At 69.4% G+C, this 13,648-nt stretch carries 11 protein-coding genes; 4 read left to right on the top strand and 7 right to left on the bottom strand.

The annotated features are described in order from the left end of the window. Positions 1-49: 49 nt before the first annotated feature. A complete protein-coding gene (locus ACZ6O0_RS30265; RefSeq protein ID WP_465768412.1) occupies positions 50-613 on the bottom strand; it encodes a cysteine dioxygenase in 564 nt (187 codons plus the stop codon). Continuing rightward, complete coding sequence (locus ACZ6O0_RS30260; protein WP_465768411.1) at positions 610-1,515, bottom strand: amidohydrolase family protein; 906 nt, start codon at positions 1,513-1,515, stop codon at positions 610-612. Before ACZ6O0_RS30260 ends, ACZ6O0_RS30265 begins: the two co-directional genes overlap by 4 nt. 281 nt (positions 1,516-1,796) lie before the next feature. On the opposite strand from ACZ6O0_RS30260, the gene ACZ6O0_RS30255 reads away from it, so the two are divergent. Then, entirely contained in the window at positions 1,797-2,807 is a 1,011-nt protein-coding gene (locus ACZ6O0_RS30255) for a LacI family DNA-binding transcriptional regulator (protein ID WP_465768410.1), read from the top strand. Between the two features lie 96 nt (positions 2,808-2,903). Here the strand turns inward: ACZ6O0_RS30255 and ACZ6O0_RS30250 are convergent, their stop codons facing one another. Continuing rightward, positions 2,904-3,734 (bottom strand): SDR family NAD(P)-dependent oxidoreductase, encoded by an 831-nt coding sequence (locus tag ACZ6O0_RS30250; protein ID WP_465768409.1) that lies wholly within the window; start codon positions 3,732-3,734, stop codon positions 2,904-2,906. 124 nt (positions 3,735-3,858) lie between these two features. On the opposite strand from ACZ6O0_RS30250, the gene ACZ6O0_RS30245 reads away from it, so the two are divergent. Continuing rightward, positions 3,859-4,401: a PadR family transcriptional regulator gene (locus ACZ6O0_RS30245; RefSeq protein WP_465768408.1), complete on the top strand. Its 543-nt coding sequence runs from the start codon at positions 3,859-3,861 to the stop codon at positions 4,399-4,401. 54 nt (positions 4,402-4,455) lie between these two features. Here the strand turns inward: ACZ6O0_RS30245 and ACZ6O0_RS30240 are convergent, their stop codons facing one another. Then, positions 4,456-7,386 (bottom strand): M36 family metallopeptidase, encoded by a 2,931-nt coding sequence (locus ACZ6O0_RS30240; protein ID WP_465768407.1) that lies wholly within the window; start codon positions 7,384-7,386, stop codon positions 4,456-4,458. Between the two features lie 276 nt (positions 7,387-7,662). Beyond that, positions 7,663-8,859 (bottom strand): S53 family peptidase, encoded by a 1,197-nt coding sequence (locus ACZ6O0_RS30235; RefSeq protein WP_465768406.1) that lies wholly within the window; start codon positions 8,857-8,859, stop codon positions 7,663-7,665. A 330-nt stretch (positions 8,860-9,189) separates the two neighbouring features. Between ACZ6O0_RS30235 and ACZ6O0_RS30230 the strand changes: the two genes are divergently transcribed. Beyond that, positions 9,190-9,675 (top strand): hypothetical protein, encoded by a 486-nt coding sequence (locus tag ACZ6O0_RS30230; protein WP_465768405.1) that lies wholly within the window; start codon positions 9,190-9,192, stop codon positions 9,673-9,675. A gap of 518 nt (positions 9,676-10,193) precedes the next feature. Here the strand turns inward: ACZ6O0_RS30230 and ACZ6O0_RS30225 are convergent. After that, a complete protein-coding gene (locus ACZ6O0_RS30225; protein ID WP_465768404.1) occupies positions 10,194-10,574 on the bottom strand; it encodes a DUF779 domain-containing protein in 381 nt (126 codons plus the stop codon). Between the two features lie 2 nt (positions 10,575-10,576). Continuing rightward, entirely contained in the window at positions 10,577-12,100 is a 1,524-nt protein-coding gene (gene adh, locus ACZ6O0_RS30220; RefSeq protein ID WP_465768403.1) for an aldehyde dehydrogenase, read from the bottom strand. Between the two features lie 96 nt (positions 12,101-12,196). On the opposite strand from adh, the gene ACZ6O0_RS30215 reads away from it, so the two are divergent. After that, entirely contained in the window at positions 12,197-13,648 is a 1,452-nt protein-coding gene (locus tag ACZ6O0_RS30215) for a GAF domain-containing protein (protein ID WP_465768402.1), read from the top strand.

Raw genomic sequence — 13,648 nt, 5'->3', positions numbered from 1 at the left:
CAACCCGGGGCAGATCGGGCAGGTTCTTAGTTCTCCTTGGTTCTGTTTCTCAGTCGATCGGGCGGAGCTCGTCGGCGTACGAGACGGAGACCCGGCGGAGGACGCCGTCCTTGACGGAGTACTGGCCCATGCGCCAGAGCGGGGGGCTGTAGGCGTGGAGGGTGATGCTGCCCTTGTCGAGGCCGGTGAGGCGGTGGATATGGTCGGGGCCGAAGCCGTAGACGTCGCCCGCCTCGACCTCGGTCTCGATGGACTCGGTGCCGATGGCCAGGTTGTGCTCGACCAGCTTGCCCTTGGCAACCGCGACGGCGCCGGAGGAGACGTCGTGGTCGTGCCAGCCGGTGTCGTTGACCGGCGTCCAGCAGATCAGCCAGACGTCGACGTTCGCGTCCCGGTGCAGCGAGGCGAAGACCCGCTCCTCGTCGCTGTAGGCGACCTTGTCCTCCCACAGCTGCGGCTGGGCGGCGATCGACGCGGCCAGCTCGGACAGCTCGGCGGGATCGAGGTCACGGCCCGGAAGGTTGTCCAGCGACAGACAGTCGTTGAGCTCCACGAGCCTGGTGGCCTGGCGCGCCGGCACGACTGGAACGTCGGTGATGGGCTGGGCTGTCACTGCACTCCCCTCTCAGGAGATGGCTGGCCGGCCCCGTACAGGAGCCGGTACGGGTTGTCGTGGCGAATCACCGCGGTCGCGGCGTCGCCTTGGCGGAGCTCGGTGATCCCGGCGTACGGCCGGTCGGTGCCGTGCACGACCTGGTCGATGCCGAGCACCCGGGCCACCGCGTCGATCCCCTGCGGGCCGTAGCTCGAGGTGTCGACGTACAGGTTGGGGTCGATGGTGCCGAGCCGGCCGCCGCGCGCGGCCAGCCGTTCGTGGTGCACCGGCGCCAAGCCGGCCGCGGCCGCGAAGCACAGCCGCAGGTTCGGGTACGAGCGTCGCCCACCGAACGCATGCCACGACCACCAAGCGGCCTGCAGCTGCGTCGTGTAATCGACCACGGGCGCCCACCAACCCGGCGCCTCGCCGACCGTCCCGGCCACGCCCGGGTGGACGAGGATCGGCTTGTTCAACCGTTCCGCGACGGCCAGCAACTCACTCTGCTCGGCCCATTCGGTGGGTGTGCCGAGCACGTGAGCGGGCAGCTGCACGCCCAGAAAACCGTTACGCAGCAGGGATTCCAGGCCGTCGAGATCCGGGTCGAGCAGGTTGACGGCGGCCCAGGCCTTGAACGGCTCCGGGAACTCCGCGGCCCCGGTGTGCCAGGCATCGAGCAGCGCGACATCCCCGAGGTGCTCGATGCCGAGCGGACTCGACAGCGACGCCACGGCGAGCGTCGTACCCGAGTCCTGCTCGAGGGCGACCCGCTTGTCGATCGCGTGCGCCGCGGGATCCACGTCGTACGGCGCCTCGGACGCGGTGTGCAGCGTCCATCCGTCCAGGTACGGCGGCTCGGAGCGCGCCCGGAGCCGGTCGACGAACCCGTCCGGCCACAGATGCTGGTGGACGTCGATCATCGGCTCCCCCTTCCGGCGGTTTGATCAGATTGAAGCGCTTCAGGGTGCTTAGAGTGAAGCGCTTCAAAGCACCCGTTGTCAAGTTTCTGTCCGAGGGGTGGCCCAGGCCATGGAGTCCGATCCAGCGCCGTCGCGAGCAGGTGCTCGGGGGTGTAGCTCGGTGTGCCGGGGCGAAGGCCTCGATGCGGCGCATCGTGGCCTTTGCACCGGTGCACCGAGCTGCACCCCCGAGTGCCGCGCAGTAGGCGCTGGATCGGACTCCATGGCCTAAGGTCGTGGACATGTCCGGAACCAGCCGGAGGCCTACCCTCAAGGACATCGCCGCCGAGACCGGGCTCTCGATGGCCGCCGTGTCCTACGCACTGCGCGGTCTGCACGGGACGCCGGAGACCAGGCAGCGCGTCCAGGACGCCGCCGATCGCCTCGGCTACCAGGCCGACCCGGTCGCCCGGGCGCTCGCGTCCGGACGGAGTGGCTCGATCGGCGTGCTCTGCGCGTCCCTGGAGGACCTCTGGCAGCAGCGCCTCGCGGCCGCGCTCGGCCGGGAGCTGCTCGCGCCGGACCGGAACGCGTGGATCATCGACTCGGCCGGAGACGCCGATCGGCAGCTCGAGCTCGCCCAGCACCTGGTCGACCACCGCGCCGACGCGATCGTGGTGATCCCGATCAACCCGGCCGCGAAGGGCTGGGCCGAGATCGCCAAGCACGCGCCGGTGATCGCGATCGGCGACGCGCTGCCGGGTGCGAAGGCGAAGTCCGAGGTCGTGTTCGACAACGAGAGCGGCGTCAGCACGGCCCTGCACCGGCTCGCGGACGCCGGCCATCGGCAGATCGCCGTCCTCAGCCCGACCCGCCGGTTCGAGGTCGAGCGGCCGGCCGAGGAGATCGCCCAGCGCATCGGCGTGAACCTCAAGCTGAAGATCCGCATCCTGCAGTGCCCGCACGACCTGGCCGGCGCGACCGACGTCGCTCGCAAGCTGCTCACCAGCACGCCACGGCCGACCGGCATCCTCGCCCTCGCCGACTCGATGGCCTTCGGGGTGTACGCCGCCGGCCGCGAGCTCGGCCTGACCGTCCCGGACGACATCTCCCTGCTCGGCTACGACGACCAGCCGATGTCCCAGCTGCTCACGCCGCCGCTGTCGACGTTCCACTGGCCGCTCGACGAGCTGGTCGCCGACGTCGTCGCCCGCGTCACCTCCGCCGTCGACACCAACCGCCGGGTCCGCCGGACCACCATCACGCCGACCCTGATCGAGCGCGGCTCGGTCGCCGCCCCGCCCACCCACTGAGCGGGACGACGAGACTCGAGCCACGGCATCCACACCCGCGAAACTAGACTATTTCACTACACTTACTTCCCGTTGCTCACGATGTGGACAACCCGTTCATCCTTTGAGGCCGCTCAGTCCGAGCGTGCTGCTGAGCAGGCGATCCCGCAGCCCGGCCGGCAACCTGGTGAGGATCGCACCGAGGGTACGGGCGTCGCCGACGGTGTAGCGGCGCTTCGGCCGGGGCGCCTCGACCGCACGGACGATAACCGCGGCGACCTTGTCGACCGGGCCGGGCTTGAAGCGGGCGGCCGCCTTCTCGTAGGCGGCGAGATGACCGCGGTAGAGGGCGACCCGATCGCGATCGATCCGTTGCAGGGACTCCTCCGCGGCGGAGCCGGCCTTCGCGAAGATCGCGGTCTGCGTCGAGCCCGGCTCGACCACGATCACCGGGATCTTCCACGGCGCGAGCTCCAGCCGGAGGGCGTTCGACAACGCCTCGAGCCCGGCCTTGCTGGCCGACAGCGCCCCGAGCAGCGGCATCGCGATCCGGCCGGTCGGCGCGCTCACGTTGACGATCCGCCCGGCCCCGGCCCGGACCAGCGGCAGGAACTCCCGGACCACCGAGGCCGGGCCGAGCGTGTTCACCTCGAGCTGCCGCCGCCATTCGTCCGCCGGCACCAGCTCGAGCGGACCCTGCACGATCACGCCCGCGTTGTTGATCACCGCCCGCAGCCCTTCGACCTCCCCCGAGACCCGCTTGGCCGCCGCGGCGACGCTCTCCGGATCCGCCACATCCAGCGGGACCACGTGCACACCTTCTCCGAACTCGGCCCGCCCGCGCGCCCCGGCGTACACGGTGAAACCGCGGCGCCGGAGCAGGTCGACCGTCGCAGCCCCGATCCCGCCGGTCGCACCGGTGATGAGGACCGCCCGGCTGTCTGTCATAGCGACTCCCTTGATGCTGAGATGTTCTATAGGACATGTCCCTAGGGACATAAGCGAGCATGCACATGTCCTCCGGGACATGTCAAGATGCTTGCCGGAGCAGGACACGATCGAAGGAGGCGGCATGTCGTTGCGGCACGGGCTGCTCGGGCTGCTCGCCGAGGGACCGGCCAGTGGGTACGACCTGGCCCGCCGGTTCACCGAGGTGCTCGGGTCGATCTGGCCGTCCCAGCACCCGAAGATCTACGCCGAGCTCGGCAAGCTCGCGGCCGAGGGCCTGGTCGAGGTCGAGAGCGAGGGCCCGCGGCGGCGGAAGGCCTACCGGATCACCGACGCCGGCGTGGCCGAGGTCAAGCGCTGGCTGACCGAGGTCGACGTCGACCACACCATGCGGCTGCAACCGCTGCTGCGGTCACTGTTCTTCTGGCTGATGGAGTCGGACGACCTGCAACGTCACCTCGAGGCCGAGGCACAGTACTACCGGGCGCTGGCCGAGCAGTACCAGCATCTGGCTGTCGCCAAGGACCGCGGGGACTACGGCTTCAGCCCGCAGACCCAGTCCATGCGGGTCACCGTCGAAGCCGGCATCCGCCTGTACACGGCCCTCGCCGACTGGGCCGAGTGGGCCCAGACCGTCCCACCCGCCGCACCCTCGAACGAGCACTGAAACGCCGGAAGGCCGGCCGAGCGGATGCTCGACCGGCCTTCGCTGGAGGGGTTGTTACTTGGTACCGAAGACCTGGAGCTCGGTCATGTCGGTGAACTGGCAACCGCCGAACGCACCGGCGGGGCAGTTGGTCGCGAAGTCCGGGACCTGCGGGCTGAGCATCCAGAACCGCACGTACTGAACTCCGGTCGCGTTGCCGCTCGGGGCGAGCAGGTTGTACTTGCCCCGGTTGGCGGCGGTGAACTCACCGGTCTGGGCGGTCGCCCAGGTGGTGCCGTCCACCGAGGTCTCGATCCGGTACTTGCCGGTCGAGGAGCTGCCCGGGTCGCCACAGGTGTTCGACGGGTCGACGTTGAAGCCGCTGATGTTCACCTTCGCCGGCAGCTTGATGTCGATGTGCTTCTCGACCATCACGTTGGTCGGCGTGCCGTTGTCGTCACCGGTGGTGCTGCCCCAGCCGGTGCCCTGCGCGTTGTCGATCGCGTACGCCGGACCACACTGCGGGGTGAAGTCCGGACCGTTGAAGCCGACCACCGAACCGCCACCGGAGCTGGCTGCCCAGTTGCGTCGCGGGAGGAAGTTCGACTTGGCGCCGGCCTTGACCGTGGCCGACTGGACCAGCAGCTCGTAGCCCGGGGCCGACATGACGACCTTCGGGTAGGTGCCGGGGGCAACGCCGCTGATCGAGTAGTTGCCGTTCGCGTCCGTCGACGCGGCGTAGTCGCCCGCGTAGCCGGACGAGTGTCCGCCGACGTAGACCAGCGCGCCGGCGATCGGAGCACCGGTGTCCTTGTCCTTCACGGTGCCGGTCAGGGTCGTGGTCGCACCCGTCGGCGGCTTGTGGAAGTCCTCGGCCGGGAAGGCGTCGCCGCCGTCGACGACGCCGGCGTACCAGCCCATGCCGCGGTTGGCGAAGACGGTCCAGATGATGTCGGCGTTCTTGCCGCCGCTGGCGACCAGGTCGGCCTGCACGATCGCGTTGCGCATGTCGAGCATGGTCGGGTCGGCCGGCGACAGCTCCATCGCGCGGGTGATGATGCTCATCGCGTAGCTGCGGCCGAAGCGCTCCCGCAGATCCCACAGCGTCTGCGCCCAGACCTCGCCGGAGGAGTGCACCTCGGGCGTGCCACCGATGGTCGGGAAGTCGGCGTAGGTGTAGCCGCCCTTCGAACCGTCGGGCTGGATGCAGTTCGGGCTGACCGCCTTGACGCGGCAGTCGATCGCCTGGGTGCGGAACAGCTCACCGTGGCTGACGTACTTGCCCTCGAGGACCTCACCCGGAGCGGTGGTGTCCTTCTCCAGGCCGTGCGAGACCAGGTAGTCCATCGCGTAGAAGTCGCTCCACGCCTCGCCCATCGAGCCGGCCTGGATGCTGTTCAGCGTCGAGTTGCCGGTCGCGTCGACGACCAGGCGGTTGGACAGACCGTGGGTGTACTCGTGGTACAGGATGCTGGCGTCGTTCGCGCCGCTGGACGGGACCCACGGCTCCTGCGCGTCGGTCGCGCCCGGCAGGTGCCACAGGTACATCTGCATGGTCGGCGGGGTGCCGTCCGGCGGGGTGGACATGTTCGCGTTGTCGATGTGGTTCGCGTCCGGGCCGCCGTCGGCACCGGTGGCCGCGCCGTCCAGCGCGTTCAGGTGCACCGGGTCGCCGCCCGCGGCGTCGAACGAACCGGCCGCCGGGGTGAAGCTGATCGGCGGCTTGGCCAGCCAGTCGTGGAAGTTGCTGGCCAGGTAGAACGCGTTGGTGACGTCCTGGTTCATGTTCGTCTTCCAGGAGTCCGGCTTGGCCGGATCCCAGGTGCAGACGAAGGTCGCCGAGCAGAGCCCGGAGGAGTTGTTCTGGAACGGCACCAGCTTGTACTCGGCGCCGGTCTTGGTGCCCGGCACCCTGACCGTCTCACCGTTGTTCGGCTGGTTGTCGTCGTTCACGTCCGCCCAGGCGGCCACCGACGTACCGTCCAGCAGCGTCTTGGCGTTCTTCGGCAGCCACTTGTTGTAGATCAGGTTCTCGACCCGCTGCGTGCCGCCCTTGGCCGCACCCGGGTAGTTGTCCTGCACCAGCGCGTCGCCGTTGCCCTCGCTGACCAGGTCCTTGCGGTAGAGCAGGCTGCCGGTCTGGGCGTCGATGACGTGGTTGTAGATCTTCATGCCGCCGGCGTTGACGTAGGTCAGCCAGCCCTTGCGCAGCCCGTCGGCGGTGTGGAACCACACCTGCTTCGCGGTGTCGCCGTTGCTCCAGGTGGTGCTGACACCGGCGGACTTCGCGGTCGCGGACTTCGCCGTACCACCGATGTCCTCGGCGGCGGCGGTGCGGGCCGCGGCGGCGGTCACCTTCGGCGCGGCCTCGGCCGACTTCGCCTGGGCCTGCGAGGTCAGGCCGGACACCGGCGAACCCATCACCGAGATCAGCTGGCCGTTCTTGGTGACGTTGGCCTTCAGGCCGTTGCCGAACACCTCGACACCGTCGACCACCTGCGACCAGAACACGTGGTGGGTGCCCAGGTCGTCGACGTAGTCCTTGCGCAGCTTCAGCGTGGCCAGGTCGGCGTCGGAGAGCTTGAAGACCTCGGGGTGCGCCTTCACGTAGCCCAGCGCGACGTCCTGCGCCTTCTTCGCGCTCTTACCGGTCAGGAAGCCGTTCAGCTTGGTGACCTGGGCCGGGGTGCCGGTGTTCGGGTCGAGCTCCACGACACCCTGGGCGCCCAGCGAGTTCCGGAACTTCTCCGAAGCGGCGGTCTCCTTGCCGGCCACCTTGGCGGCGCGGGCGTTGGTGGTCTTGGCGTTCGGCGTCCGGGCGTCGTAGTTGCCCTTGCGCTCCTTGCCCGAGAAGTTCTCGGACTGGGCCGGCTTGCCCTTGGCGTCACCTGGGCCGGCGGTCTGTGCCGCCGTGGCGCCACCGGCGGCCGTGACGGCCAGCACCGTGGCGGCGGAGACAGCGGTGGTGACTGCTAGGAGCCCCCGCCCTCTGCGTGATGTTGTCACTGCAAATCTCCATGGAGTTCGTGTTCGCGGGTCGCCCTCCACGACCCGTCCCGGGGGCTGACCTTAGGCGTGCCAACGGTTCCTGGGAAGGGAAATCACCGGAATGACGTGGAGACGAGGGTTGTCCTTCGTGCCCGGAAGAGTACTAGGAGCAACCGGGGAATGGTTGCACCCCGCCACCGATCGATCGCACCGGGTGTCGCGTCGGCGAAGGAGTGCAAGGGTGAACGGGCGGACCCCAATCGCGGTAGAGGTCCGCCCGTTCGCTCGTGGGCCTCAGAAGGCGCCGGCGCCGTTCGGGGTGCCGAGGCCGGTGGGGCCGTCCCAGCCGGTGCGGGCGTTGCACCACTGGGTGGTCGGGCAGGAGCCGTTGCTCCCGCTGGTCACGTCGAACAGCGAGCCCGGGTGCGCGTACGGCAGCGCGTTCGCGTAGCCGCTCGTGTTGCCGGACAGCGCGTAGACCGCGGCGATGATCGGCGCGGCCTCACTGGTGCCACCGAACTGCGCCCAGGTCGACGCCGTCTTGCTGGTCGGGTAGTAGATCGCCATCCCGCCCTTGCCCGGGTCGGCGGCCGCGGAGACATCCGCCATCGCGCGCTTCGAGCAGCCGGTGTTGAACGACGAGGCCGCGCTCAAAGCGGTGTTGTACGTCGAGCAACCCGAGCCGGCACCGCTCCACACGGTCTCGCTCCACCCACGCGAGTTGCTGGCAGCAACAAGCGACGTACCGCCGACGGCCGTCGTGTACGACGAGGACGCCGGGTAGCTGCCGCCCTGGTAGCCGTTGTCCCCGGTGGACGCGGTGACAGCGATGCCCGGGTGGTTGTAGTACGTGCCGTAGGTCGCGTCGGACGCGTCGCCGCCGCCGTAGCTGTTCGAGATCGCGACCACGCCGGGTTGCTTGGACGCGGTCACCACGGCGGTGCCGAGGTCGGCGAAGCTGGCCGAGTTGGCCTGCACGACGACGATCTTCGCGTCCGGCGCCGCCGCCGAGACCGCGTCGACGTCGAGCGCCTGCTCACCGGCCCAGCCCGCGTTGAACCTCGGCAGCGACGTCCCGCCGGTCTGGTTGATGATCTTCAGGCAGCCGTTGGCCGTCGTACACGCGGACAGACCGAACTGGGAGCGGTAGACGCCGAGGTCGCGTTCCAGGTTCGGGTAGCCGTACGCGTCGACGATCGCGACCGTGCGACCGCCCGCGCTCAGGCCGTTCAGCTTGTACGCGTCGCGCAGGCCCGCTGGGGTGAGCCCGGTCGACGGCGGCGTGGTGGAGGCCGGTGCGACGCCCTTGTCGTTCACCAGTTTGATCGCGTTGCAGGCCGCGGTGTGCGCGGCCGTCGTGGCCGAGCAGACCCTGGCGGCATGCTTCCCGGCGGTGTAGGGGGTGGGGGCCGCGACGGCCCCTTGTGCGGTCAGTCCCGCGACGGCTAGTGCACCGACGCCCAGGGCGGACACGAGAATCCGTTGCCTCAACAGAACTCCTCGAGCTGGGCAGGTCCCCGCCCCGTGACCGTTCGTCGGGGGGCGGAGACCGGCGTGGTTGGGTGCCAGAAATCGTCCGTCCGGGGCATGGCCGGAAGCCAGCGATCGGTGCCCTGACAAATGTCATGGGTGAACCCGTGACAGCCGCACCGGCCGGGCCGGATTTTCCCCGCGCTGACGGGGTGCCCGGCCACCCGTCCGGCGCTGAAGGTTTCCCCCTGAGTTTCCTGTCCTTGACCTTTGACACCGTTTCGGCGCCCAGGCCCCTTCTCCCCGAAAAACCTTTGGTGATCGCCACGACCTGACCCCTACCGTCGAGGCATGTCCCTCGTCGAACGAGCCCGCCGCCTGCAGGCCGAGTCGTCCGAACTGCTCGGCCGGCTGGACCTGGAGTCCGCCTTCCCCTGGCGTCCCCAGGTGATCGGCAGCGCGGTGTCCGGGTTGATGGTCGTGCGCGACCTCGACGTCATGTTCGACGCCCCGGACGCCACCGCGGCCACCGTCCTCGAAGGCCTGGCGGTCCTTGCCCGGCGCGTCGACCTGCGCAGCGTCGACTTCCAGGACGAGCGCGGCGACCGCCGTCCGACGCCGGCCATCACCGACGAGCGCTTCTACGCCGTCCTGCACACGGAGACCTGGAAGATCGACCTGACCTTCTGGCTGCACGTCGTCGATCGCCCGCAGCTCCCCCTGGCACTGCGTCTGCGTGATGCTCCCGACGACCAGCGCCTTCTCATCCTCCGTTTGAAAGACGCGTGCCCGGAGGCAAGCAGCTCAGACATCTACCGCGCCGTACTGGACAACTGATCCGTCGTCTGCGGGTTTGACTGCAAGCCCGGCAGGATCGGAACCTGCGACCAACGGACCAAGTCCGACGATCTGCCACCTCTAGGCACCAGCAGAATGTCTGACATGGTGCGGCTCACGTGGTCGCACGTCGATCTCCCCCAAACCCGCTGCACCTCACCAAATCACGTGCGGACGAGGCAGCGCGCGTAGCGGGCGCGACGAAGGAGCGACCGCGAAAGCACGCGTGGGACACCACCACATCCCCTTCACTAACCACGGCCCCGCCCAAACACCACCCGCGGGCGGCAGCCCGCAAGTCGCCGGCGGCAGCCGGCAGCTGGAAGGACGGCGCCAAGCCGGGGGCGGGCGGGAGCGCGCGCAGCGGGCGCGACGGAGGAGCGACCGCGAAAGCACGCGTGGGCCGGTACTACGCGCGCAGCGGGCGCGACGAAGGAGCGAGCGCGGGAGCGTGCGTGGGCTGGTACTCGTGAAGAGTGTCGGCCGTCCGGCAACGCCACCGGACGGTCGGCACTCGCTCAGAGGAGTCCCAGCGCCGCGGACTCCTGGTCGGTGAAGAGACGGGAGCGGATCAGGAAGCGGACACCCTCGGGGGCCTCCACCGAGAAGCCGCTGCCGCGGCCCTTCACCACGTCGACGGTGAGCTGGGTGTGCTTCCAGTATCCGTACTGGTTCGCCGCCATCCAGAAGGCGATCGGCTTGTCCACGCCGTCGACGACCAGATCACCGAGATGCACGTCCGCCGACCCCGTTCGGAATTCCCCGTCCGGGTAACACATCGGCGAGCTGCCGTCGCAGCAGCCACCGGACTGGTGGAACATCAGCGGACCGTGCAGGTCGGTGAGACGGCGCAGCAGCTCCGCCGCCGCGTCCGTCAGCAACACCTTCTCGACCACCATGGTCAGAAGAAGCCCAGCTTCGAGGGGCTGTAGCTGACCAGCAGGTTCTTCGTCTGCTGGTAGTGGTCGAGCATCATCTTGTGATTCTCCCGCCCGATGCCGGAGTTCTTGTAGCCGCCGAAGGCCGCGTGCGCCGGGTAGGCGTGGTAGCAGTTCGTCCAGACCCGGCCGGCCTGGATCTCCCGCCCGGCCCGGTAGGCGGTGTTGATGTCCCGCGACCAGACGCCGGCGCCCAGACCGTAGAGCGTGTCGTTGGCGATCTTCATCGCGTCGGCGTAGTCGTCGAACCTGGTCACCGCGACGACCGGGCCGAAGATCTCCTCCTGGAAGATCCGCATCTTGTTGTCGCCCTCGAAGATGGTCGGCTGGATGTAGTACCCGCCGGCCAGCTCGCCGCCGAGCTCGGCGCGACCGCCACCGGTGAGGACGCGAGCGCCCTCCTCCTTGCCGATCTCGATGTAGGCCAGGATCTTCTCGTACTGGTCGTTGCTGGCCTGCGCGCCCATCATCGTGTCGGTGTCGAGCGGGTTGCCCAGCTTGATCGCCTGCGTCCGCGCGGTCGCGTCGCCGAGGAACTGGTCGTAGATCGAGGACTGGATCAGCGCGCGGGACGGACAGGTGCAGACCTCGCCCTGGTTCAGCGCGAACAGCGTGAAGCCCTCCAGCGCCTTGTCGTAGAAGTCGTCCCGGCCGGCCGCGACGTCGGCGAAGAACACATTCGGGCTCTTGCCGCCGAGCTCCAGCGTGACCGGGATGATGTTGTCCGAGGCGTACTGCATGATCAGCCGGCCGGTCGTGGTCTCACCAGTGAACGCGACCTTGGCGATTCTGTTGCTTGAGGCAAGCGGTTTGCCGGCCTCGACGCCGAAGCCGTTCACCACGTTCAGCACCCCCGGCGGCAGCAGGTCCTGGATCAGCTCGATCAGCACGTGGATCGAGGCCGGGGTCTGCTCGGCCGGCTTGAGCACGACGGCGTTCCCGGCGGCCAGCGCGGGCGCCAGCTTCCAGGTCGCCATCAGGATCGGGAAGTTCCACGGGATGATCTGCGCGACCACACCGAGCGGCTCGTGGAAGTGGTACGCGATGGTGTCGTCGTCGATCACCGACACCGAGCCCTCCTGGGCCCGCAGCGCGCCGGCGAAGTAGCGGAAGTGGTCGATCGCCAGCGGCATGTCCGCGGCCAGCGTCTCGCGGACCGCCTTGCCGTTGTCCCAGGTCTCGGCGACCGCGAGCAGCTCGAGGTTCGCCTCGATCCGGTCGGCGATCTTGTTCAGGATGTCGGCCCGCTCGGCCGGTGACGTGCGTCCCCAGGCCGGCGCGGCACCGTGGGCGGCGTCGAGGGCGCGCTCGACGTCGTCCGCCGTACCGCGGGCGATCTCGGTGAAGTTCTCACCGGTGACGGGTGACGGGTTCTCGAAGTACCCGCCCTTGGCCGGCGGAACCCATTCACCGCCGATGAAGTGCTCGTAGCGCGATTTGTAGGTGACCGGGCTGCCATCCTGCCCGGGAGCTGCGAAGATCGTCATAGGTCCTCCTTGGGAAACCCGACGGGTGGACCGAAGGTAGGAGGATGGACGTTGCACCGACGTTGCAGCGTGACGTGAGGCGGTAAAGCAGGCGGCATGGAAGCATCGGAACAGGCCCGCCGGTTGAGCGAGTTGTACGACGAGGTGCTCGGCGGCGGCCGGGTACCGGGTGCGCCGCGCCCACTGGTTGCTGAGTCCTGGCAACGATCGCTCGCGGCCGCGGTCGATCCGGAGCTGGACGCGCCGCCGGTGATCGTCGACCCGGAGATGGTCGAGGCGATCCGCGAGAACCATCCGCTCCGCGCGGTCCTCCCGGTGCTGCGGCAGACGCTGACCACGATCGCCGACGAGGCGTCGCACATCATGATCATCACCGACGCCCAGGGCACGATCCTCTGGCGCGAGGGCTCGGCCGAGGTCAAGCGTCAGGCCGACCGGATCGCACTGTCCGAGGGTGCGGTGTGGTCGGAGGAGCAGATCGGCACCAACGGCATGGGTACGTCGCTCGCCGTCGGGCAGCCGGTCCAGATCTACTCGGCCGAGCACCTGGTCCGGCGCATCCACGAATGGACCTGTGCCGCCGCGCCTGTGCACGACCCCGATACCGGCAAGCTGCTCGGCGCGGTCGACGTCTCGGGCCCGCTCCGCACGGTGCATCCCGCCATGGTCGCGCTGGTGACCGCCGCGGCCCAGCTCGCCGAAGGACAGCTGCGGGTCCGGATGGCCGCGGCCGACGAGATGCTGCGCGCCCGCAACATGCGGCACCTGATGGCGCTCGGCGACGCGCCCGGTGCGTTGCTGACGCCGACCGGCCGCGTGCTCGCCGTCCAACCGCTCGAATGGTTGCCCGATCGCCTCGTCGTCCCGGACGGCGCGGACCGGATCGACCTCGGCGACGGCCGCGAGGCCCTGATCGAGCAACTCGACGAGGGCTACCTGCTCCGCATGCCGGGTACTCCGGTCCGCCGCAGCCGCCCGTCACTGCGGCTGAAGCTGCTCGGGGCCGGCCAGCCGATCGCGGTCGTCGCCGGCCGGGAGATCGCGCTGACGTTGCGGCGGGCCGAAGTACTCGCCCTGCTGCTGCTCCACCCGTCCGGCCTCACCGCCGAGCAGCTGATGCTGCAGTTGTACGGCGACGAGGGCAACCCGACCACGGTCCGCGCCGAGATGCACCGATTGCGGAACCTGCTCGGCGGCGGCGTCCTCGACACCAAGCCGTACCGGATCATCGCCGACGTCACCGGCGACATCACCGACGTTCAGGCTGCTCTTCGCAGCGGCGACCTCCGCGCCGCCGTCGACCTGTACAACGGCCCGTTGCTGGCCCGCTCCGACGCGCCGGCGTTGCGGGCCGAGAGGGACGAGCTCGACGCCACCCTGCGCCGCGCCTCCCTCGATGCCGACGATCCCGACGTTCTGTGGCAGTTCGCGCAGACGTCCACCGGCGCCGAGGATCTGGAGATCTTCGAGTCCCTCGCGGCCGGCCTGCCGGCCGACGATCCGCGACGTCCCGCGGTCGCCGCCCGGCTGGACCGGCTCACCGAGTAG

Source organism: Kribbella sp. NPDC048837, from assembly GCF_055586945.1.
Note: the sequence above shows the minus strand (reverse complement) of the source record. Positions and strands in the feature narration are given on the sequence as shown.

Coding starts and splice junctions, on each gene's coding strand:
- ACZ6O0_RS30260 (WP_465768411.1), bottom strand. CDS start 1,515: ATGATCGACGTCCACCAGCATCTGTGGCCGGACGGGTTCGTCGACCGG.
- ACZ6O0_RS30255 (WP_465768410.1), top strand. CDS start 1,797: ATGTCCGGAACCAGCCGGAGGCCTACCCTCAAGGACATCGCCGCCGAG.
- ACZ6O0_RS30250 (WP_465768409.1), bottom strand. CDS start 3,734: ATGACAGACAGCCGGGCGGTCCTCATCACCGGTGCGACCGGCGGGATC.
- ACZ6O0_RS30245 (WP_465768408.1), top strand. CDS start 3,859: ATGTCGTTGCGGCACGGGCTGCTCGGGCTGCTCGCCGAGGGACCGGCC.
- ACZ6O0_RS30230 (WP_465768405.1), top strand. CDS start 9,190: ATGTCCCTCGTCGAACGAGCCCGCCGCCTGCAGGCCGAGTCGTCCGAA.
- ACZ6O0_RS30225 (WP_465768404.1), bottom strand. CDS start 10,574: ATGGTGGTCGAGAAGGTGTTGCTGACGGACGCGGCGGCGGAGCTGCTG.
- adh (WP_465768403.1), bottom strand. CDS start 12,100: ATGACGATCTTCGCAGCTCCCGGGCAGGATGGCAGCCCGGTCACCTAC.
- ACZ6O0_RS30215 (WP_465768402.1), top strand. CDS start 12,197: ATGGAAGCATCGGAACAGGCCCGCCGGTTGAGCGAGTTGTACGACGAG.